The organism is Vibrio coralliirubri (genome assembly GCF_024347375.1).
Lineage (GTDB): Bacteria > Pseudomonadota > Gammaproteobacteria > Enterobacterales > Vibrionaceae > Vibrio > Vibrio coralliirubri.
Genome location: NZ_AP025470.1, coordinates 2,822,576 through 2,843,509 on the forward strand (window position 1 = coordinate 2,822,576; position 20,934 = coordinate 2,843,509).

The window sequence follows — 20,934 nt, forward strand, 5'->3', positions numbered from 1 at the left end:
TTTTGTAACCAATTAAACTAGCGACTTAAAGACCCAAGGCGTATCTCAATACTTGAGTTTTAATCGGCCCAGAGTTCTCTGCTAGTTTTAGTGCGGCATTACGTACAAACTTAAGCGGACCAATGTCGTTGCTGAATGTCTTGTAGAAGAAATCCATGCCACTTTGCATCATTAGATTGTCGCCTCTTCTCATCACTTCATAGCGTCTTGCTACAGACTGATTCAATTCACCCTTTTCTTTGGTGACATTCAACAGTACTGATACATCTTTGAAGCCTAAGTTAACACCCTGCCCAGCCAAAGGGTTGATCGTATGCGCAGAGTCCCCGACTAAAATACAGTTACTCTTCGAGTATGATTGAGCATGACGTCGTGTCAGAGGAAAAGAACCCGAATTCAAGACTTTGATATCACCTAACTCTTTAGGAAAGTGAGTAAGTACTTCATTTCGTAGTTTTTCAGGAGTCATTGCTGACAGTTGCTTAATACGCAGCGGAGAATCATACCAAACTAACGAGCCCTGCCCGACTTCTTGATCGTCAGAGGTTAGTGAACACAAAGGCAAAAATGAGCGAGGGCCACTTGGTAGAAATTGCTGCCAAGTAATATCTTGCTGAGGTTGTTCTGTTTCTACATTGATAAGCATACAGTGCTGTCGGTAATCCCAAGCAGTAATACCAATGCCAGCTTGCTGACGAACGGCTGAATTCGCGCCATCAGCACCAACCACCCACTTCGCAGATAACTCAACCCCAGATTGAAGCTTAACGATATTGGTTTCACCAAACTCAATCACATCGAGCTTTTCTGGACATAACAGTTCGAGATTGTCGTAGGCATCAAATTGAGACCATAAACCTAATTGAATGAGTCTGTTCTCAACGATATAGCCCAAACGAGGAAGGTCCAGTGAGGCAGCATCAAACCGAGTACGACACTCTGGGTGCTCCCACGTCTCTAAACGCTTATAAGAACACACTCGCATCGCTGCAATACCTTGCCATGCACCAAGCTCTTCAAGCAAATCGACCGATGCTTGAGAAATCGCTGACACACGAATATCCATCGCTTGTGACTCATCAAAAGCTTGTGGGGCAAAACCTTCGATTACCGCAACACTCAGACCTTGCTTTGCAAAACCGATTGCTGTTGCTGCGCCAACCATGCCGCCACCGACTACTACAATATCGTAACTGTTCATATTTTGTACTTATCAGTTTGATTCTTTGACTGTTTTTGATTGTACTTTTTCATAACTAACTTGTAACCAAAAACCTTATTCGAAAAAAGGGTTATCCCTTATGGCATATGGCGTTAACGATAATAAAAACCACTACATAAGAGATTTGTTCAGACTACTAGTCAGTCGGTTTTGAAACCAGTACAATACGCCGCTTGCCGCTAGAGCCTGTCATAAAATTGAATACCGTATTATGACAAACGGGGCTAGCGGATGAATAATGGGCGATTTGCTCCCTTAAATTAAACTAACGATCGAGCGAACATATAATGAGTAAGAAACTGCTAATTAAAACTTGGGGCTGTCAGATGAATGAATATGATTCATCAAAAATGGCCGACCTGCTTAACGCTGCAAATGGCTATGAGCTAACTGAAGTACCTGAGGAAGCAGACGTACTACTATTGAATACTTGTTCTATCCGCGAAAAAGCGCAAGAAAAAGTATTCCACCAGCTTGGTCGTTGGAAAACGCTTAAAGATAAAAAAGAAGGTGTGGTGATCGGTGTGGGTGGCTGTGTAGCGACTCAAGAAGGTGATCACATTCGTCAACGTGCACCTTACGTAGACGTTATCTTTGGCCCACAAACATTACACCGTTTGCCTGAGATGATTAAATCATCACTGTCTAACGAAAAGCCAGTAATGGACATCTCTTTCCCAGAGATCGAAAAGTTCGACAACCTACCAGAGCCAAAAGCCGAAGGCGCGACGGCGTTCGTTTCTATCATGGAAGGCTGTTCTAAATACTGTACTTACTGCGTTGTACCATACACACGCGGTGAAGAAGTTAGCCGTCCAATGGATGATGTACTGTTCGAAGTTGCTCAACTTGCAGAGCAAGGTGTACGTGAAGTTAACCTGCTAGGTCAAAACGTAAACGCATACCGCGGTCCAACTCACGAAGGTGATATCTGTTCATTCGCAGAACTGCTTCGTCTTGTTGCTTCTATCGACGGTATCGACCGTATTCGTTTCACAACAAGCCACCCGCTTGAGTTTGGTGACGACATCATTGAAGTTTACAAAGACACACCAGAATTAGTGAGCTTCCTTCACCTACCAGTACAAAGTGGTAGTGACCGTATTCTTACGATGATGAAGCGTCCACATACGGCTATCGAGTACAAATCTATTATCCGTAAACTGCGTAAAGCTCGTCCTGACATTCAAATCAGCTCTGACTTTATTGTTGGTTTCCCTGGTGAGTCTAAGCAAGACTTCCAAGATACAATGAAGCTAATTAAAGAAGTTGATTTCGATATGAGCTTCAGCTTTGTTTTCTCTCCACGTCCAGGCACGCCAGCGGCAGATTACCCATGTGATGTACCAGCACAAGAGAAGAAAGATCGTCTGTACGAACTGCAGCAAACGGTAAACACACAAGCTATGCGCTTCTCTCGTCTAATGTTAGGCACAGAGCAACGTATCCTTGTTGAAGGTCCATCAAGAAAGAACCTAATGGAACTTCGCGGCCGTACAGAAAACAGCCGTGTTGTGAACTTCGAAGGTTCTGCAGACCTAATCGGCCAGTTCGTAGATGTGAAGATCACTGAGGTTTACACCAACTCACTACGTGGTGAGCTAGTTCGCACAGAAAAAGACATGGGTCTACGCGTTGTTATGACTCCAGCAGAAATGATGGAAAAAACAAAACGTGAAGACGAGCTAGGTGTAGCGACATTTACGCCATAGGCAATACAACTGTTTGAGCACAAAGCGCAAACACAAAGCTTGAAATTACCTAACTAAGTGACCATCTTAGAAATAGGGACATCACCATCAGAAGCCCGGTCTAAATCGGGCTTTTTGCTCTTTGTTTTATTTAAGAGTGTGTGGCACAAAATGAGAGGCTAATTTGAGCAATAAAATCGTTACCTTAGAGATAAATCTAGAGCCAGCAGACAACAAGCGCTTGGCAAGTTTATGCGGACCATTTGACGACAACATCAAGCATCTTGAGCGTCGTCTGGGCGTTGAGATTAATTACCGTAGCAACTTTTTCACGATTGTCGGTAAGCCTCACACTACAGCCGCAGCTTTAGACATCATCAAACACCTCTATGTTGAAACGGCTCCAGTTAAAGGCAACATAATCGATATCGAACCAGAGCAAATACATCTGGCGATCACCGAGTCAGGCATTTTGGAGCAACACGTCGAGTCTGAAATTGACTACGGCAAAGAAGTGACTATTAAGACTAAAAAAGGCGTTATCAAACCTCGAACGCCAAACCAAGCACAATACCTAATGAACATGGTAACTCATGACATCACCTTTGGTATTGGGCCAGCAGGTACAGGTAAAACCTACTTAGCCGTTGCGGCAGCAGTTGATGCACTTGAACGCCAAGAGGTTCGCCGAATCCTACTGACTCGCCCTGCTGTTGAAGCTGGTGAGAAGCTTGGTTTCCTACCGGGTGATTTAAGCCAGAAAGTAGACCCATATTTGCGTCCACTTTACGATGCGCTGTTTGAGATGCTTGGCTTTGAGCGAGTTGAGAAGCTGATTGAACGTAACGTAATTGAAGTTGCGCCACTGGCTTACATGCGTGGTCGTACATTGAATGATGCGTTTATCATTCTTGATGAGAGTCAAAACACGACGGTAGAACAGATGAAGATGTTCTTAACCCGTATCGGTTTTAACTCACGCGCTGTGATCACTGGTGATATTACGCAAATCGATTTACCTCGTGGTGCAAAGTCAGGCTTACGCCATGCGACTGAAGTCCTCAATGAAGTCGATGACATTAGTTTTAACTTCTTCATGTCTGAAGACGTCGTTCGTCACCCTGTGGTTGCTCGTATCGTCAACGCATACGAGAAGTGGGAAGCAAAAGACCAGAAAGAGCGTAAAGAGTTTGAAAAGCGTAAACGTGAAGAGCGCGAAGCCAAACTTCTTGAGGCTCAGCAGGCAGTTACGACACAATTAGCAACACAAAATAGCTCTGTAATTGCAGAACAAGGTGATAAATAGATGTCTATTGAACTAGACCTGCAATTAGCGGTCGAAAATGAGCAAGGTCTTCCAACTGAGCAAGATATTCAGCTTTGGCTGGACAAGACAATTCCTCAGTTTCAAGAGAACGCTGAGTTGACGGTTCGTATCGTTGATACACAAGAAAGCCACCAGCTCAATCATGAATATCGTGGCAAAGACAAGCCAACTAACGTGTTGTCTTTTCCATTCGAGGCTCCTCCAGGGATCGAGTTAGATCTACTGGGCGACCTCATTATCTGCCGCCAAGTTGTCGAAAAAGAAGCAGAAGAGCAAAGTAAGCCTCTGCTAGCACACTGGGCTCATATGGTTGTACATGGCAGTCTGCATCTGCTAGGTTATGATCATATCGAAGATGATGAAGCTGAAGAGATGGAGTCACTCGAGACAGAAATCATGCAATCTATGGGGTTTGAAGACCCTTACATTCTAGAAAAGTAAATTGATTCTAGTTAAGTAGGTTGCAGAGAAACAATAACTCATCGAACCTGTGATTTTCGCAGGAATCTGAGTTGTAACGTGTGCTATCACACTTCTGATAGCGTTATTTTTTGAGAAATCATGAACGAAGGTAACCCCCCCACTTCTGAGGGAAGTAAAAAATCTGAAGGTCCGAGTAGAAAGTCCTTCTTTGAACGCCTAGGCCAACTATTTCAAGGTGAAGTAAAAGATCGCCAAGAGCTCGTAGATGTAATCCGCGACTCAGAAATTAATGACCTAATTGACCACGACACACGCGACATGCTCGAGGGTGTTATGGAAATTTCAGAGATGCGAGTACGCGATATCATGCTGCCTCGCTCTCAAATGGTTACAGTTGAACGCACCGATGATCTAGATACATTGATTGCGCTCATTACTGATGCTCAACACTCTCGCTACCCAGTGATCAGTGAAGATAAAGACCATGTTGAAGGCATTCTATTAGCGAAGGACCTACTTAAGTATTTGGGTTCAGAAAGTGCCCCATTTGATATCGAACAAGTGATTCGCCCTGTCGTGGTTGTTCCTGAAAGTAAGCGAGTTGATCGCCTGCTCAAGGAATTCCAGGAAGAGCGTTACCACATGTCTATCGTTGTCGATGAGTTTGGCGGAGTTTCTGGCCTGGTAACCATTGAAGATATCCTCGAAGAAATCGTTGGTGAAATTGAAGACGAGTTCGACGATGAAGAAGAGCTAGATATTCGTAAGCTGAGTAAGCATACCTTCTCTGTAAAAGCTTTAACCACTATTGAAGAGTTCAACGATACGTTTAACACTGCCTTTAGTGACGATGAAGTGGATACGGTAGGCGGCATGGTTATGACAGCACTCGGTCACCTGCCAGTTCGTGGCGAAATTGTAGAAATCGAAAACTACCATTTCAAAATAACATCAGCAGATAACCGTCGTGTGATTCAGCTACAGGTAACCATTCCTGACGAACAGCCTCTTCCGACTATCGAAGAATAACAACTTCTCTCTAAAGAGATGACAGAAATTAGATGACTAAGACATTTATTCATCGCCTATTACGGCCGCTTGCGGCCGTTTTTGTTGGCGCTATAACCACCCTTTCATTCGCTCCATACTCTATATGGCCTCTTGCTATTCTCAGCCCAGCTTTGTTGCTGTTACTGATCCACAACCGCTCTCCTAAAAGTGCGCTTTGGATTGGCTACGCATGGGGTTTAGGTCAATTCACCACAGGTATCAGCTGGGTATACGTCAGCATTGATGGTTTTGGCGGCATGCCACTGGCAGCCAACCTATTTTTGATGGCATTGCTTGTTGGCTACCTAGCCGTTTATTCAGGGCTATTTACCTGGGGTTTGAATAAATTCTTCCCTGCCAATAACCTAAGCCGCTTTTTCCTTGCTGCTCCTGCATTGTGGTTAGTCTGTGATTGGCTGCGTGGCTGGGTAATGACGGGCTTCCCTTGGCTATGGTTGGGCTACAGCCAAATCGATTCGCCATTGGGGTCATTTGCACCGATTGGCGGTGTCGAATTAATTACTCTAGTGATCATTGTTTCAGCCTCTGCATTCACTTATGCAATTGTTAACCGGGCTTGGAGCATCGCTCTCATTCCCGCTGTCGTATTTAGCGCAGGTTTTGGTATTCGAAATATCGATTGGGTCACGCCTAACCCTGAAAAAACAACATCAGTGGTATTGATTCAAGGTAATGTCGATCAAGATAGCAAATGGCTGCCGAGTCATCGCTGGCCGACCATGATGAAGTACACCGACTTAAGCAGAGAAAATTGGGACGCGGATATCATCATCTGGCCTGAAGCCGCTATCCCTGCGTTTGAGGTAGAGATTCCTTCTTTCCTACGTAACTTAGATAGCGCAGCGAAGATGAATAACAGCTCGATCATCACTGGTGTGCTTAATCAGTCTGAAGATAAGAAATACTACAACAGTATTCTTTCTCTCGGCGTGAACCCATATGGTGAATACAGCTACGATCCTGACGAACGCTACCATAAACATCACCTGTTACCATTTGGTGAGTTTGTGCCGTTTGAAGATATCTTGCGCCCATTAGCACCTTTCTTTAATTTGCCAATGTCATCATTTAGCCGTGGCGACTTTGTTCAACCCAACATCGTGGCAAATGGTCGTCACTTAGCGCCTGCGTTGTGTTACGAGATCATCTTTAATGATCAAGTTAGACAGAACGTAACCGATGAGACTGACTTTATTTTAACGCTCTCTAACGATGCGTGGTTTGGTCGTTCGATTGGGCCATTGCAACATATGGAAATCGCACAGATGCGTGCTCTGGAGCTTGGTAAGCCGGTTATTCGCTCGACCAACAATGGTGTGACCGCAGTAACCGATTACAAAGGCAACATCATCAAGCAAGTGCCTCAGTTTGAAACAGCAGTATTAAAAGCTGAACTCATTTCAACGGATGGTCAAACGCCTTATCACACAGTAGGTACTTGGCCACTGTATATCTGGGCGATGCTCAGCTTGGTGATTGGTTGGGTAATTAGAAAGCCAAAAAGCTAGATTCGACGAAAAGTGATTTGAGGGTTGACTGATTGGGTCAACCCTTTTTCATTGCTGTGGTTTTACGTTGATACGCTATGGTTCAGAAGCTTACGGTTTAAGGGCTTTACGACTAAACCCTTTAGAACCACATTTAATGCATGGAATGATATTGGTTGGGTGGTTATATTCGGTTTGGTGACCACACTCGTCACATACTAAGGTGCCCAAGCCAATGACTTCACCCGCTTGATACAAGCCTTGGTGTTCTAAGTCTTGGAACAGTTCAACCCACTCCACCTTAGTACGATCAGTAATATCCAACAGCCCTTGCCAAATAGAGTCCGCAATCATCAAATAGAATGGACCGCTTTTACTCTCTTCATAGCTTTCGGAAAACTCTTTTAAGTCCGACTTCACGTAGGCAGAGATCAATGAAAGCTCATCTTTCGTCATATCATTAGCTGCTTTCGCAAACTTGCCCGACGTTTCGATTTTGTTGTTGAGCTCTTCAGGGCTATGCTTCAGCGTTTCAATCACCTCTTCGACGACTTCTTCATAGAGCGCTTTTTTCTTCGGCATAACAACCTCCTTAAGATAACCAACCTTTTAGTGAGCAAACGAATGCGCTGCAATGCACTCCCGCTTACAAACAAATGCAATTCATACTCTTAAGTATAGTTGCCCTGCGAAATTCAGTGAAAATTACACAATCTACTAGGCAGCAACTGCAAGTATGAAGGGTATAACTATTGTTGTACTCAGCTCCTTTAGGTATTCTATGACGATCTGTAAGATTCTGTTCTAACCGAACTCACAAATTCCAAGATAACCGGATACCATCGATGCAAGAACAATATAACCCGCAAGAGATTGAACAAAAGGTTCAACAACACTGGGATAACAGCGAGACTTTCGTTGTAAGTGAAGACCCAAACAAAGAAAAATTCTACTGTCTTTCTATGTTCCCTTACCCAAGTGGCCGACTGCACATGGGTCACGTGCGTAACTACACCATCGGTGATGTGGTATCTCGTTTCCAACGTCTACAAGGCAAAAACGTAATGCAGCCAATTGGTTGGGATGCATTCGGCCTACCAGCAGAAAACGCAGCTGTTAAAAACAATACAGCGCCTGCACCATGGACTTACGAAAACATTGAGTACATGAAGAACCAACTGAAGCTTCTAGGCTTTGGTTACGACTGGAACCGTGAATTCGCAACCTGTACTCCAGAGTACTACCGTTGGGAACAAGAGTTCTTCACTAAGCTTTACGAAAAAGGCCTGGTTTACAAGAAGACTTCTTCTGTGAACTGGTGTCCAAACGACCAAACTGTACTGGCAAACGAGCAAGTAGAAGACGGTTGCTGCTGGCGTTGCGATACTCCGGTAGAACAAAAGAAAATTCCACAGTGGTTTATTAAAATCACTGAGTACGCTCAAGAGCTACTCGACGATCTAGACAACCTTGAAGGTTGGCCTGAAATGGTTAAGACCATGCAGCGTAACTGGATCGGCCGCTCTGAAGGTGTTGAGCTATCTTTCGCTGTTAACGGTGAAGAAGCACCACTAGAAGTGTACACAACACGTCCGGATACACTAATGGGTGTTTCTTACGTTGGTATAGCTGCAGGTCACCCTCTTGCAGAGAAAGCATCGAAGAACAACCCAGAGCTTGCTGCATTCGTTGAAGAGTGTCGTAACACTAAAGTTGCTGAAGCTGAACTGGCAACGATGGAAAAGAAAGGTATGGATACTGGCCTAACGGCTATCCACCCTCTTAACGGTCGTGTTGTTCCTGTTTACGTAGCTAACTTCGTTCTTATGGATTACGGCACGGGTGCGGTAATGGCGGTTCCTGCTCACGATCAACGTGATTACGAATTCGCAACTAAGTACGGCATCGATATCATCCCAGTAATCAAACCTGAAGATGGTTCTGAACTAGACGTGTCTGAAGCGGCTTACACTGAAAAAGGTGTACTGTTCGACTCTGGTGAATTCGATGGTCTTGCGTTCCAAGAAGCATTCGATGCAATTGCTGCGAAGCTTGAAGCTGAAGGCAAAGGTAAGAAGACAGTAAACTTCCGTCTACGTGACTGGGGTGTATCTCGTCAGCGTTACTGGGGGGCTCCAATCCCAATGGTAACCACTGAAGACGGTCAAGTTCACCCAGTACCAGCAGACCAACTGCCAGTCATTCTTCCTGAAGATGTAGTAATGGATGGCGTAACTAGCCCAATCAAGGCAGACAAGTCTTGGGCTGAAACAACATTCAACGGCGAACCCGCTCTACGTGAGACTGACACGTTCGATACGTTCATGGAATCTTCTTGGTACTACGCTCGTTACTGTTCACCACAAGCTGATGACATTCTAGATCCAGAGAAAGCAAACTACTGGCTACCAGTTGACCAATACGTTGGTGGTATCGAGCACGCTTGTATGCACCTGCTTTACTCTCGTTTCTTCCATAAGCTTCTACGTGATGCTGGCTACGTGACGTCTGATGAACCGTTCAAGCAACTACTGTGTCAAGGCATGGTTCTGGCTGACGCTTTCTATCACGAAAACGAAAAAGGCACCAAAGAGTGGATTGCACCGACTGACGTAACGGTTGAACGTGACGGTAAAGGTCGCATCGAAAAAGCAGTCGACGATCAAGGCCGTGAAGTTGAGCACTCAGGCATGATCAAAATGTCTAAGTCTAAGAACAACGGTATCGACCCACAAGAGATGGTAGACAAGTACGGCGCTGATACAGTACGTCTATTCATGATGTTTGCATCACCTGCAGACATGACGCTTGAGTGGCAAGAGTCTGGCGTTGAAGGTGCTAACCGCTTCCTTAAACGTGTTTGGAAACTGGTTCACGCTCACTCTTCTAAAGGTGCTGCTGAATCTGTTGATGCTTCTGCGCTATCTGGCGACCAAAAAGCACTTCGTCGTGATATCCACAAGACTATCGCGAAAGTAACGGACGATATTGGCCGCCGCCAAACGTTCAACACGGCAATCGCTGCAATCATGGAACTGATGAACAAGCTAGCGAAAGCTCCTCAAGAATCTGTACAAGACCGTGCAATCCTTGACGAAGCGCTAAAAGCGGTAGTACGCATGCTTTACCCAATGACTCCACACATCTCTTACGAAATGTGGATTGCACTTGGTGAATCAAACGTAGACTCAGCAACATGGCCAACTTTCGATGAGAAAGCGCTAGTTGAAGACGAGAAAACTATCGTTGTAATGATCAACGGTAAGCTACGTGCGAAACTAACCGTTGCTGCTGATGCAACAGAAGAGCAAGTTCGTGAGCTTGGTCTAAACGATGAGAACGCTAAGAAGTTCCTAGATGGCTTAACTATCCGTAAAGTTATCTTCGTACCAGGTAAGCTTCTAAACATCGTTGCTAACTAATTTCGTTAGCACAATGCAATTGCTAAAGAATTAACGAACTTAATTCATCAAAAGCAGTCTGTAGACAGGGTAGCTAATTGCCCTGTCTACTTATTTAAGCGCTTTAGACTAGAGCCTAACCACTCAAGCTAAAGCCTTTAAATAAGTATTCTACCTTCATGAGAGCCATCAAATAATGCGCCTGATTTCACTATCTTCATTGAAAGTTACTGTTGTTGTTTTAACCGTCAGCCTATTAAGTGCCTGTGGTTTCCACCTGCGTGGTGATTACTCCGTACCCGAAGAACTCAACAAGATCTCCGTAACCAGTTACGACCAATACAGTACGTTTACACGTATGATGAAAGGTCAACTGCGTATGAATGATGTAGAAATTGTACCACCGGCTGAGAATACCCCTAACCTGCACATTATTAGTGAGAGCGTAGGTGAGCGAACTCTGTCTCTATACCAAAACACTCGTGCAGCAGAGAAAGAACTGACATTCCGAGCAAGATATCGAGTTACTGTCCCGGATCTAGGCTCAAAGACATTCTCAACCAGCGTTACCCGTAGTTATCTAGATAACCCGCTAACTGCACTTGCGAAGTCGGTTGAGCGAGACATGATCGAAGATGAGATGCGTAAGTTGGCAACAAGCCAAATCCTTCGTCAGATGGCTCGACTAAAAGCGAACATTGCCGCTGATAGCATGGATCTAGATGCACTAGAGCACGTTCAAGTGAAAGAACTCGAAAAGCAATACAACATCAAGAATGTTGAAATTGACGACGTTGAGACCGTACCAGCTTCAGAAGAACAACCAACACTTAGTGATTCGGCTGAGTAATAGGTTTATTTGATGCGTATTTTTGCTGACCGCTTATCAGAGCAACTGGCTAAACAGTTGAGTAATGTTTACCTAATTTTTGGTAACGAACCTCTACTGCTGCAAGAGAGCCGAGAAGCGATTCAAAAGGCTGCAAAACAACAAGGCTTTGAAGAACGTCACCGCTTTGCGATTGATAGCAGTCTCGACTGGAATCAAGTCTACGACTGCACTCAAGCACTGAGCCTATTCTCTAGTCGTCAGGTCATCGAGCTTGAGCTGCCTGAGTCAGGCGTCAATGCCGCAATCGCAAAAGAGCTACTCGCAATCTCCGAGCATATCCACAGTGATATCCTGCTGATCTTGGTAGGCACTAAGCTAACCAAAGCTCAAGAAAGCGCTAAGTGGTTTAAGGCACTTTCGAATCAGGGTCACTGGGTCAGCTGCCTAACGCCAGATGTCAGCCGATTACCTCAGTTTGTCCAAGCACGCTGCCGTCAAATCGGTTTAACACCAGATCCTGAAGCGATTCAAATGCTGGCGCAATGGCATGAGGGCAATCTATTTGCTCTGACCCAAAGCCTAGAAAAACTGGCTCTCCAATACCCAGATGGAAAACTCACGTTAGTACGCTTAGAAGAATCGCTGAGTCGACACAACCATTTTACTCCATTCCATTGGAGTGATGCGTTATTGGCAGGCAAAGGAAACCGAGCACAACGAATCCTACGTCAGCTAGAAGCCGAAGGTGTCGAACCCGTCATTTTATTACGTAGCATACAACGTGAGCTTGCTCTGCTATTACAAATGCAACAACAAATGAAACAGATGCCGATTGGTCAGGTCTTCGAGAAACACCGTATCTGGCAATCTAAAAAACCTCTTTATAACGCCGCGCTAACAAGAGTTTCGATTTCTCAATTACACTCTTTGTTCGCGTTGCTCACTCAAGCTGAATTGATGACAAAAACTCAATATGAACAGTCGCCTTGGCCATTAATTCATCAGTTAAGCGTAGAGTTTTGTATCCCTTCAGCTTCAATACCATTTCATGCTTAAAAGCGTGGTATATTCAAGGGTCAACAGCCCCTAAAAAGCTAAATTCAGATTAAAGGAACACCCCGTGTTACGTGAAGAACTAAAAGATTTTCTTGCAGACAAAGCCGACGACATGAAAGCAGAATCGATTGTGACTATCGATGTAGAAGGCAAATCAAGCGTTACTGATTACATGATTGTTTGTACTGGCACCTCTAAGCGTCATGTTGCTTCTATTGCACAGCATGTTGCTGATGAAGTACGTAAAGCAGGTATGCAGCCACTAGGCATGGACGGCCAGCAAGAAGGTGAATGGGTTGTTCTAGATATGGGCACAAGCATGCTTCACGTTATGCAAGAAGAACACCGTGAACTGTACCAACTAGAAAAACTTTGGGGCTAAGCTTTGAAGATCCAATTAATCGCAGTTGGTACAAAAATGCCAAAATGGGTTGAAGAAGGCTTTAAAGAATATAAACGCCGCTTCCCTCATGATATGCCATTAGAGCTCATTGAAATCACTGCGGGAAAGCGCGGTAAAAATGCGGATATTGCACGCATTCTTCAAAAAGAAGGCGAAGCGATGTTGGCAGCGGTTCCAAAAGGCAACCGCATTGTCACGCTTGATATCCCAGGTAAAAAGTGGGACACCCCACAACTGGCAGAGCAATTGGAAAGTTGGAAGTTGGATGGACGCGACGTTTCTATCCTTATCGGCGGGCCTGAAGGATTAGCACCTGCATGTAAAGCGGCTGCAGACCAAAGTTGGTCTCTGTCTGCGCTTACTCTCCCTCACCCATTAGTACGCGTTATCATGGCTGAAAGCTTGTATCGAGCTTGGAGCATCACTGCTAACCACCCTTATCATCGAGAATAAGCGTTAATGTTACGTAAACGTAGCCAAATCCGTGATTACAAAGCAGAAGCACGACTATTTACTAATCGTGCTTTTGTTGCGTTTGCGGGGATCATAGTCATGATATCGATGTTGGTTGTTAACCTGTACAACATTCAGGTCAATCAATATCAAGACTATAAAACCCGCTCTAACGATAACCGCATCAAGGTCGTTCCAATCGCCCCCAACCGTGGTTTGATTTACGATCGCAACGGTGTACTTCTTGCCGAAAATCGCCCGGTTTTCAACCTAGAAATCACACCAGAAAAAATCAAAGATATGGATGACACGCTCATCCGTCTACAAGAATTAATCGAGATCCCGCCAGAGCGTATTGAACGATTTGATCGTGATCGTCGCAATTCACGACGCTTCAAGTCAGTACCTATTCTGAATCAGCTTACCGAAGAACAAGTTGCGATCTTCTCTGTAAATCAGCATAAGTTCCCAGGTGTTGAAGTTACAGGTACGCTAAAACGTTTCTACCCTTATGGTGATGTGTTAACTCACGTGATTGGCTACGTATCGCGCATCAATGACCGTGATATGCAGCGCTTGGTTCGCGAAGAGAAAGACGCCAATTACCAAGCTACTCGCGACATCGGTAAACTTGGTATTGAGCGCTACTACGAAGACATGCTTCACGGTACCGCTGGCTATCAAGAAGTCGAAGTTAACAGCCGTGGACGAGTGATCCGTACCCTTAAGTTTGTACCGTCGGTTCCGGGTAAAGATATCGTGCTCAACTTGGATATCAAGCTACAACTATACGTACATAAGTTACTTGATGGCCGCCGCGGTTCAGCTATCGTTCTCGACCCGAAAGACAATGGCGTGTTAGCCATGGTATCTAGCCCAAGCTACGACCCAAATGCATTCGTACATGGTATTTCGTCTAAAGGTTATAACGCCCTACTTCAAGACAAAGACCGCCCTTTGGTTAACCGTGCAACGCTAGGTATTTATCCACCAGCATCGACGATCAAGCCATTCATTGCTGTTGCGGCTCTGCAAGAAGGTGTGATTACACCCAATACAACGCGTAATGACCCAGGTTATTGGAAGATCCCTAATTCAAAAACAAGACCATTCCGTGACTGGTTACGTTGGGGACACGGCGTCGTTGATATAGAGAAAGCGATTGAAGAGTCAGTGGATACTTTCTTTTACCAAATTGCTTATGATCTCGGCATTGATCGCATATCCAAGTGGATGATGATGTTCGGCTTTGGTGATTATACTGGCATCGATATTTATGAAGAGAGCAAAGCCAATATGCCAACTCGTGATTGGAAGATGGCAAGACACCGTGTGCCTTGGTACCAAGGTGACACTATCCCAGTTGGCATTGGCCAAGGCTACTGGACTGCAACACCCATGCAGATTGCAAAAGCCACATCAGTTTTGGTCAATGAAGGTGAAGTAACAGCACCTCACCTACTTCGTTCAACCATTGATAACGGTCGTCCATTCGATGAACAAATCATGTCGGACATTGAAACTTACCCACCGCTAACCGGGGTTAAGAAGAAGTATTGGGATATCGCTCAGGAAGGTATGAGGCTGGCTAACCACGGTAAGAAAGGTACGGCAAGACGTTCATTCCAGAAGATGTCTTACCAAACCGCTGGTAAATCGGGTACCGCGCAGGTATTCGGCTTAAAAGAAGATGAAGAGTACAACGCGGATGAAATCGCAGAGCACTTACGCGATCACGCCCTCTTTACAGGTTACGCGCCTTTTGAAGATCCTGAAGCCGTCGTAACTATAGTTCTAGAGAACGCAGGTGGCGGTTCTTCTAACGGCGGCCCAGTAGTAAGAAGGATTTTAGACCATATTATCCTTGCAGAAGATTATCAAAGTGAGCCAATTAAATAATGAAACTTGATCCTTCAACTGGACGAAATAGAGCCCTATTCGAAAGGCTGCATATCGACCTGCCGCTTTTGCTTGGCATTCTGGTTTTAATGGGCTTTGCCCTGCTGATCATGTACAGCGCAAGCGGACAAAGCGTTGCGATGATGGACCGCCAGGCGATGCGCATGGCTCTGTCTTTAGGTGTGATGATCTTCCTAGCGCAAATCTCACCTCGCACTTATGAGACCTTGGCACCACTGCTGTTTGCAGGTGGTGTCATCTTGCTATTAGGCGTGTTGTTCTTTGGTGAAGCCTCTAAAGGTGCACAACGTTGGTTAAACTTCGGCTTTGTTCGCTTCCAACCGTCAGAGCTGTTAAAGCTGGCAGTGCCTTTGATGCTGGCACGATTTATCGGTAAGCGCTCACTTCCGCCCACCTTCCAAACATTAGCGATCTCGCTAGTGATGGTGTTTGTACCGACGATTCTAATCGCAAAGCAACCCGACTTAGGTACATCTATCCTTATCGCTGCATCCGGTATCTTCGTGATATTCCTGGCAGGTATCAGTTGGAAAATCATTGCTAGCGCTGCAATCGCGCTAGGGGCATTTATCCCAATCCTATGGTTCTTCTTGATGCGTGAATATCAAAAAGTACGTGTAAGAACCCTTTTTGATCCTGAATCAGATCCATTAGGTGCGGGTTACCACATCATTCAAAGTAAGATTGCGATAGGTTCGGGTGGTATATCTGGAAAAGGTTGGCTGCAAGGTACTCAATCTCAACTAGAGTTCATCCCTGAGCGTCATACCGACTTCATTTTTGCGGTCATCGCCGAAGAATGGGGCATGATTGGTATCTTGTTCTTGCTTGCTATCTACCTGTTCATTATTGGACGTGGCTTAGTGCTTGCGAGCCAAGCTCAAACCGCATTCGGTCGAATGATGGGCGGCAGTATTGTCCTGAGCTTCTTCGTTTATATTTTTGTAAACATTGGCATGGTAAGTGGCATTCTACCTGTGGTTGGTGTTCCTCTTCCTCTAGTCAGTTATGGCGGTACTTCAATGGTTACCCTTATGGCTGGTTTTGGTATTTTAATGTCGATCCATACACACAGAAAAGCATTCTCAAAGGCGACCTAATCGATGTCTATTACAACGTTTCCAAAAAAAGCATCCTTGGTTGAAGAGCTGCCAATCAAAAAAATAGTCTCTATCTTGGGGCTAGCGATTTTAATCAATGGGTGTTCTTCAAAACAGCCAACAGGCCGCTACGATATTGATTCAGATATTGCACCAGATGCACCTATCTCAGTAGAGCATCTAGAGGATGCTCACCCTCAGTATGAACCTTATAGTTTAGGTGGTAACACGGATTACACTTTACGTGGCGAAGACTACAAAATCGTAAAGAAGACCGAAGGGTTTACTGAGAAAGGCAAAGCCTCTTGGTACGGTAAGAAATTTCATGGTCACTTAACGTCTAACGGCGAGATCTACGACATGTATTCGATGTCTGCAGCGCACAAAACATTGCCAATTCCAAGCTATGTAAAAGTGACGAATACTGACAATAACAAAACGACGATTGTGCGAATTAATGACCGCGGCCCATTCCATGAAGGCCGAATCATTGACCTTAGTTATGCGGCAGCTTACAAGCTCGATGTATTGAGAACCGGCACGGCAAATGTTGAGATTGAAGTCATTACTGTAGCTATGCCAACCGACGCAAATAAAAAGGCTGCTTTACCGCAATTTATTATTCAAGTCGCAACATCTCCGCATGAAGACAGAACCGAAAAGTTAGCGAAAGATCTAGCCGAAAAGCTAGAAGTAGCAACGTTCTTGCAGCCAAATGATGACAACTACCGTCTGATGATTGGGCCATTTCATGACTATGCTCTGACTCAAGAGAAATTAGAACAAGTTAAGCTAATGGGTTACCCGTCAGCTTATATAAAAAAACACACCCTAACTCGCTAATTAATCTAACAGTTACTTCTGGTAATCAGCGCTCTGGTGTGACAGAGTGATTCTGTTAATATATGAATAGTTCACCAAATAATTGCATTCAAAATGATTAAATCTAATAAACTTGTTAAATCGATTTTTGCTACTTCTGTTGCTCTTTCTGCAACGATAGCTACATCGTCATTCGCCGCTCCTATTGTTGTTCCTGATGCACCTCAAATCGCCGCTAAAGGTTTTGTTCTGATGGATTACCATTCAGGCAAAGTACTAGCAGAGAAAGAGATGAATACTCAGCTTTCTCCAGCAAGTTTAACCAAGATGATGACGAGCTACGTGATCGGCCAAGAGCTCGATCGTGGCAACATCAACCTAAACGACGATGTTGTAATCAGTGAAAATGCTTGGGCTAAAAACTTCCCAGATTCATCTAAGATGTTCGTTGAAGTTGGCACTACGGTTAAAGTTGAAGAATTAAACCGCGGTATCATCATTCAATCAGGTAACGACGCATGTGTTGCTATGGCTGAACATATCGCTGGCTCTGAAGATGCATTCGTTGACCTAATGAACGCTTGGGCAAGCTCTATCGGCATGAAAGACACGCACTTTGCTAACGTGCACGGTCTAGACAACCCGAACCTATACTCAACGCCTTACGATATGGCACTACTTGGTCAGGCGCTGATTCGCGACGTACCAGACGAGTACCGTATCTACTCAGAGAAGAAATTCACATACAACGGCATCACCCAATACAACCGTAACGGTCTGTTATGGGATAAGAGCATGAACGTTGATGGCATCAAAACGGGTCACACAAGCAATGCAGGTTACAGCCTAGTAAGCTCAGCGACAGAAGGCAAAATGCGCCTAGTTGCTGTAGTTATGGGCACCAAGAATGCGAATGCTCGTAAAACAGAAAGCAAAAAACTGCTTAGCTACGGCTTCCGCTTCTTTGAAACAGTGGCACCACACACAGCCGGTGAAACCTTCGTAGAAGAGAAGATCTGGATGGGTAGCAAGGACACAGTTGCACTAGGTGTCGACGAAGATACATTCGTTACGCTACCTCGTGGTCAAGCTAAGAACCTGAAGGCAAGCTTCGTTCTTGAGAAAGAGCTAGAAGCGCCAATCAGCAAAGGCGATGTAGTTGGTAAACTATTCTACCAAGTAGACGGTGAAGACGTTGCTGAATACCCACTACTAGCACTTGAAGATGTAGACCAAGGCAGCCTATTCAGCCGCCTATGGGACTACCTAGTTCTTCTGTTCAAGGGTTTATTCTAAACAAGCCAAAGGTTTGTTCTAGGTAAAACCTAAGCTTATTGTATAGCTAACCTAATGAGTAAGTTCATGATTTACTCATTAGCGAACCAAAAGCCGCCATGTGCGGCTTTTGTTGATCTTGAGTTCGGTGATATTTACACGTAATATTCCGCCTTATTACTCGTGTCTGTTGACCGAACACGCTTTTTATCGACATTTCGCCAATTTGCGAGAGTCTAGCCTTTTGGAGCTAATCATGAACATCAATTCTGATGCAAAACTAAAAGACCTCTTAGAGTTCCCTTGTTCATTCACTTACAAAGTAATGGGCCACGCTAAGCCAGAACTGACTGAGCTAGTACTAGAAGTGATCCAGCGTCATGCTCCTGGTGACTACAACCCAACGCTAAAACCGAGTGCGAAAGGTAACTACCACTCTGTTTCTATCAATATTACTGCGACTTCAATTGAACAAGTAGAAACTCTTTATAAAGAACTGGGCGAGATCGAAATAGTTCGTATGGTTCTGTAGTAATCTCCGATTACACATGAAAAACAGCGGCTTATTGCCGCTGTTTTTGTTTAAAACACCCTATCTAGCTCAAATTCATTCAACTTAATTTTCAATAAATACAAAGAAAGTTGAAAAACCTTGCAGTCCGTCTGTAGTTAGAATCATGTTTCGCGTTTATAATGCGTTCACTTTATTAATCCTTGAGGGAGTGCTGCTTTGCAAAATAAGCTAATCGTAAAAAAATTAGGCCGTCAGGATTACGAACCTGTATGGAAAGCCATGCATAAGTTCACAGACAAACGCACGGAAGAAGACGTAGACCAAGTTTGGTTGGTTGAACACAACCCTGTCTTCACTCAAGGACAAGCAGGTAAAGCCGAGCATGTATTAAATGCCGGTGATATCCCTGTAATACAAAGCGATCGCGGTGGCCAAGTGACTTACCACGGCCCAGGCCAATTAGTGGCTTACTTTCTGATTAACATCCGCCGCAAGAAATTCGGAGTGCGTGATTTGGTTACTCATATCGAGAACCTCGTAATCAATACTCTGAAAGCTTACAATATAGATTCAGCTGCCCGACCTGACGCTCCTGGTGTTTATGTCGATGGCAAGAAAATCTGTTCACTCGGATTACGTATTCGACGTGGCTGCTCGTTCCACGGGTTAGCACTCAACGTCGATATGGACCTGTCTCCATTCCTACGTATTAACCCATGTGGTTACCAAGGTATGGAAATGGCGCAGGTAAGCCAACTCGGCGGACCAAGTGAACTAGAAAACGTTGAGCAACAGTTAATACAAGAGCTCGTAGAGCTACTCGGCTATGACCAAGTAGACATTCAAGCCACCAGTAACATTACAGCAGAAGCATAAAATCATGAGCAAACCAATCCAAATGGAAAAAGGCGTTAAATATCGTGACGCTGACAAAATGGCATTAATTCCCGTAAAGAATATGCCTGCTGAACAGAAAGAAGTTCTACGTAAGCCTGAATGGATGAAGATTAAACTTCCTTCAGACAGCCATCGTATTCAAGAAATCAAATCAGCAATGCGCAAAAACAACCTGCACTCAGTTTGTGAAGAAGCGTCTTGCCCTAACCTAGCCGAGTGTTTCAACCACGGTACGGCAACGTTTATGATTCTTGGCGCTATCTGTACTCGTCGCTGCCCGTTCTGTGATGTTGCCCATGGTCGCCCTGTTGCTCCTGAAGCTGAAGAGCCGAAGAAGCTGGCTAAGACGATTAAAGACATGAAACTGAAGTACGTTGTAATCACTTCAGTTGACCGTGATGACTTGCGTGACGGCGGTGCTCAGCACTTTGCTGACTGTAACCGTGAGATTCGCGAACTAAACCCAAATATTCGTATCGAAACACTGGTTCCAGACTTCCGCGGTCGTATGGACGTTGCACTTGATCTAATGAAAGACAACCCGCCAGATGTTTTCAACCACAACCTAGAGACAGCGCCACGTCTATACCGTAAAGCGCGTCCAGGTGCGAACTACAAGTGGTCTCTTGATCTACTGAAGAAATTCAAAGAGCAGCACCCTGACATCCCAACAAAATCAGGTGTGATGATGGGTCTTGGCGAGACAAAAGAAGAGATCGTTCAAGTACTGAAAGACCTTCGCGAACATGGTGTGACTATGCTGACACTAGGCCAATACCTAGCACCAAGCCGTCACCACTTACCAGTAGAACGCTACGTACCGCCTTCTGAGTTCGATGAGCTGAAAGAGATTGCTCTAGAGCTAGGCTTCACTCACGCAGCATGTGGCCCGTTTGTACGTTCTTCTTACCATGCGGACTTGCAAGCTCAAGGTATGGAAATTAAGTAATCACGGTTGCTTAACGAACAATGCAAAGGCGCTGAATATTATGTTCAGCGCCTTTTTTCTATCTTGTTCGAGCCGCTATAGCTTTATATAA

General features: G+C 44.8%; 19 protein-coding genes. 17 read left to right on the plus strand and 2 right to left on the minus strand.

Annotated elements, in window-relative coordinates; genetic code table 11:
* Positions 1-25: 25 nt before the first annotated feature.
* Entirely contained in the window at positions 26-1,201 is a 1,176-nt protein-coding gene (locus OCV20_RS12905; RefSeq protein ID WP_086773646.1) for a 2-octaprenyl-3-methyl-6-methoxy-1,4-benzoquinol hydroxylase, read from the minus strand.
* 308 nt (positions 1,202-1,509) lie between these two features.
* On the opposite strand from OCV20_RS12905, the gene miaB reads away from it, so the two are divergent.
* The 5 genes from miaB to lnt all read left to right on the plus strand — a co-directional run bounded on the left by miaB (position 1,510) and on the right by lnt (position 7,242).
* Complete coding sequence (gene miaB, locus OCV20_RS12910) at positions 1,510-2,934, plus strand: tRNA (N6-isopentenyl adenosine(37)-C2)-methylthiotransferase MiaB (protein ID WP_012603385.1); 1,425 nt, start codon at positions 1,510-1,512, stop codon at positions 2,932-2,934.
* A 163-nt stretch (positions 2,935-3,097) separates the two neighbouring features.
* Positions 3,098-4,219, plus strand: a complete 1,122-nt coding sequence (locus OCV20_RS12915; RefSeq protein ID WP_048607945.1) for a PhoH family protein — start codon at positions 3,098-3,100, stop codon at positions 4,217-4,219.
* Positions 4,220-4,681, plus strand: coding sequence for an rRNA maturation RNase YbeY (gene ybeY, locus OCV20_RS12920; protein ID WP_012603383.1), 462 nt, complete (start codon positions 4,220-4,222; stop codon positions 4,679-4,681).
* A 120-nt stretch (positions 4,682-4,801) separates the two neighbouring features.
* Positions 4,802-5,692, plus strand: coding sequence for a CNNM family magnesium/cobalt transport protein CorC (corC, locus tag OCV20_RS12925; protein WP_012603382.1), 891 nt, complete (start codon positions 4,802-4,804; stop codon positions 5,690-5,692).
* 32 nt (positions 5,693-5,724) lie between these two features.
* Positions 5,725-7,242, plus strand: coding sequence for an apolipoprotein N-acyltransferase (lnt, locus tag OCV20_RS12930; protein ID WP_086773647.1), 1,518 nt, complete (start codon positions 5,725-5,727; stop codon positions 7,240-7,242).
* Between the two features lie 90 nt (positions 7,243-7,332).
* Here the strand turns inward: lnt and OCV20_RS12935 are convergent, their stop codons facing one another.
* Positions 7,333-7,803 (minus strand): zinc ribbon-containing protein, encoded by a 471-nt coding sequence (locus tag OCV20_RS12935; RefSeq protein WP_017062329.1) that lies wholly within the window; start codon positions 7,801-7,803, stop codon positions 7,333-7,335.
* A gap of 263 nt (positions 7,804-8,066) precedes the next feature.
* Here OCV20_RS12935 and leuS point away from each other — a divergent pair, with 263 nt between their 5' ends.
* The 12 genes from leuS (at position 8,067) to lipA (ending at position 20,843) form a co-directional block, all read left to right on the plus strand.
* The gene (leuS, locus tag OCV20_RS12940; RefSeq protein ID WP_050052874.1) at positions 8,067-10,643 is read left to right on the plus strand and encodes a leucine--tRNA ligase; all 2,577 of its coding nucleotides are present in this window, start codon (positions 8,067-8,069) and stop codon (positions 10,641-10,643) included.
* Between the two features lie 175 nt (positions 10,644-10,818).
* Positions 10,819-11,472: an LPS-assembly lipoprotein LptE gene (locus tag OCV20_RS12945; RefSeq protein ID WP_086773648.1), complete on the plus strand. Its 654-nt coding sequence runs from the start codon at positions 10,819-10,821 to the stop codon at positions 11,470-11,472.
* A gap of 12 nt (positions 11,473-11,484) precedes the next feature.
* On the plus strand, positions 11,485-12,510 hold the full coding sequence (holA, locus tag OCV20_RS12950; protein WP_048607954.1) for a DNA polymerase III subunit delta: 1,026 nt from the start codon (positions 11,485-11,487) through the stop codon (positions 12,508-12,510).
* 64 nt (positions 12,511-12,574) lie between these two features.
* Positions 12,575-12,892, plus strand: coding sequence for a ribosome silencing factor (rsfS, locus tag OCV20_RS12955; RefSeq protein ID WP_004735247.1), 318 nt, complete (start codon positions 12,575-12,577; stop codon positions 12,890-12,892).
* A 3-nt stretch (positions 12,893-12,895) separates the two neighbouring features.
* Complete coding sequence (gene rlmH / locus OCV20_RS12960; protein ID WP_004735246.1) at positions 12,896-13,366, plus strand: 23S rRNA (pseudouridine(1915)-N(3))-methyltransferase RlmH; 471 nt, start codon at positions 12,896-12,898, stop codon at positions 13,364-13,366.
* 6 nt (positions 13,367-13,372) lie between these two features.
* Positions 13,373-15,265, plus strand: coding sequence for a penicillin-binding protein 2 (mrdA, locus tag OCV20_RS12965; protein WP_061040425.1), 1,893 nt, complete (start codon positions 13,373-13,375; stop codon positions 15,263-15,265).
* A complete protein-coding gene (gene rodA / locus OCV20_RS12970; RefSeq protein ID WP_086773649.1) occupies positions 15,265-16,386 on the plus strand; it encodes a rod shape-determining protein RodA in 1,122 nt (373 codons plus the stop codon). The genes mrdA and rodA overlap by 1 nt, the downstream gene beginning before the upstream one ends.
* 3 nt (positions 16,387-16,389) lie before the next feature.
* Complete coding sequence (locus OCV20_RS12975) at positions 16,390-17,229, plus strand: septal ring lytic transglycosylase RlpA family protein (RefSeq protein ID WP_019820805.1); 840 nt, start codon at positions 16,390-16,392, stop codon at positions 17,227-17,229.
* Between the two features lie 93 nt (positions 17,230-17,322).
* Complete coding sequence (locus OCV20_RS12980) at positions 17,323-18,504, plus strand: serine hydrolase (protein WP_017068508.1); 1,182 nt, start codon at positions 17,323-17,325, stop codon at positions 18,502-18,504.
* Between the two features lie 232 nt (positions 18,505-18,736).
* Positions 18,737-19,015, plus strand: a complete 279-nt coding sequence (gene ybeD / locus OCV20_RS12985) for a DUF493 family protein YbeD (RefSeq protein ID WP_086773666.1) — start codon at positions 18,737-18,739, stop codon at positions 19,013-19,015.
* 198 nt (positions 19,016-19,213) lie between these two features.
* Positions 19,214-19,873, plus strand: coding sequence for a lipoyl(octanoyl) transferase LipB (gene lipB / locus OCV20_RS12990; protein WP_086773650.1), 660 nt, complete (start codon positions 19,214-19,216; stop codon positions 19,871-19,873).
* A gap of 4 nt (positions 19,874-19,877) precedes the next feature.
* Positions 19,878-20,843 carry a lipoyl synthase gene (lipA, locus tag OCV20_RS12995; RefSeq protein WP_017059920.1) on the plus strand — a complete coding sequence of 322 codons (966 nt, stop codon included), beginning with the start codon at positions 19,878-19,880 and terminating at the stop codon, positions 20,841-20,843.
* Positions 20,844-20,934: the final 91 nt, after the last annotated feature.

Coding starts and splice junctions, on each gene's coding strand:
- OCV20_RS12905 (WP_086773646.1), bottom strand. CDS start 1,201: ATGAACAGTTACGATATTGTAGTAGTCGGTGGCGGCATGGTTGGCGCA.
- miaB (WP_012603385.1), top strand. CDS start 1,510: ATGAGTAAGAAACTGCTAATTAAAACTTGGGGCTGTCAGATGAATGAA.
- ybeY (WP_012603383.1), top strand. CDS start 4,220: ATGTCTATTGAACTAGACCTGCAATTAGCGGTCGAAAATGAGCAAGGT.
- corC (WP_012603382.1), top strand. CDS start 4,802: ATGAACGAAGGTAACCCCCCCACTTCTGAGGGAAGTAAAAAATCTGAA.
- lnt (WP_086773647.1), top strand. CDS start 5,725: ATGACTAAGACATTTATTCATCGCCTATTACGGCCGCTTGCGGCCGTT.
- OCV20_RS12935 (WP_017062329.1), bottom strand. CDS start 7,803: ATGCCGAAGAAAAAAGCGCTCTATGAAGAAGTCGTCGAAGAGGTGATT.
- leuS (WP_050052874.1), top strand. CDS start 8,067: ATGCAAGAACAATATAACCCGCAAGAGATTGAACAAAAGGTTCAACAA.
- OCV20_RS12945 (WP_086773648.1), top strand. CDS start 10,819: ATGCGCCTGATTTCACTATCTTCATTGAAAGTTACTGTTGTTGTTTTA.
- holA (WP_048607954.1), top strand. CDS start 11,485: ATGCGTATTTTTGCTGACCGCTTATCAGAGCAACTGGCTAAACAGTTG.
- mrdA (WP_061040425.1), top strand. CDS start 13,373: ATGTTACGTAAACGTAGCCAAATCCGTGATTACAAAGCAGAAGCACGA.
- rodA (WP_086773649.1), top strand. CDS start 15,265: ATGAAACTTGATCCTTCAACTGGACGAAATAGAGCCCTATTCGAAAGG.
- OCV20_RS12975 (WP_019820805.1), top strand. CDS start 16,390: ATGTCTATTACAACGTTTCCAAAAAAAGCATCCTTGGTTGAAGAGCTG.
- OCV20_RS12980 (WP_017068508.1), top strand. CDS start 17,323: ATGATTAAATCTAATAAACTTGTTAAATCGATTTTTGCTACTTCTGTT.
- lipA (WP_017059920.1), top strand. CDS start 19,878: ATGAGCAAACCAATCCAAATGGAAAAAGGCGTTAAATATCGTGACGCT.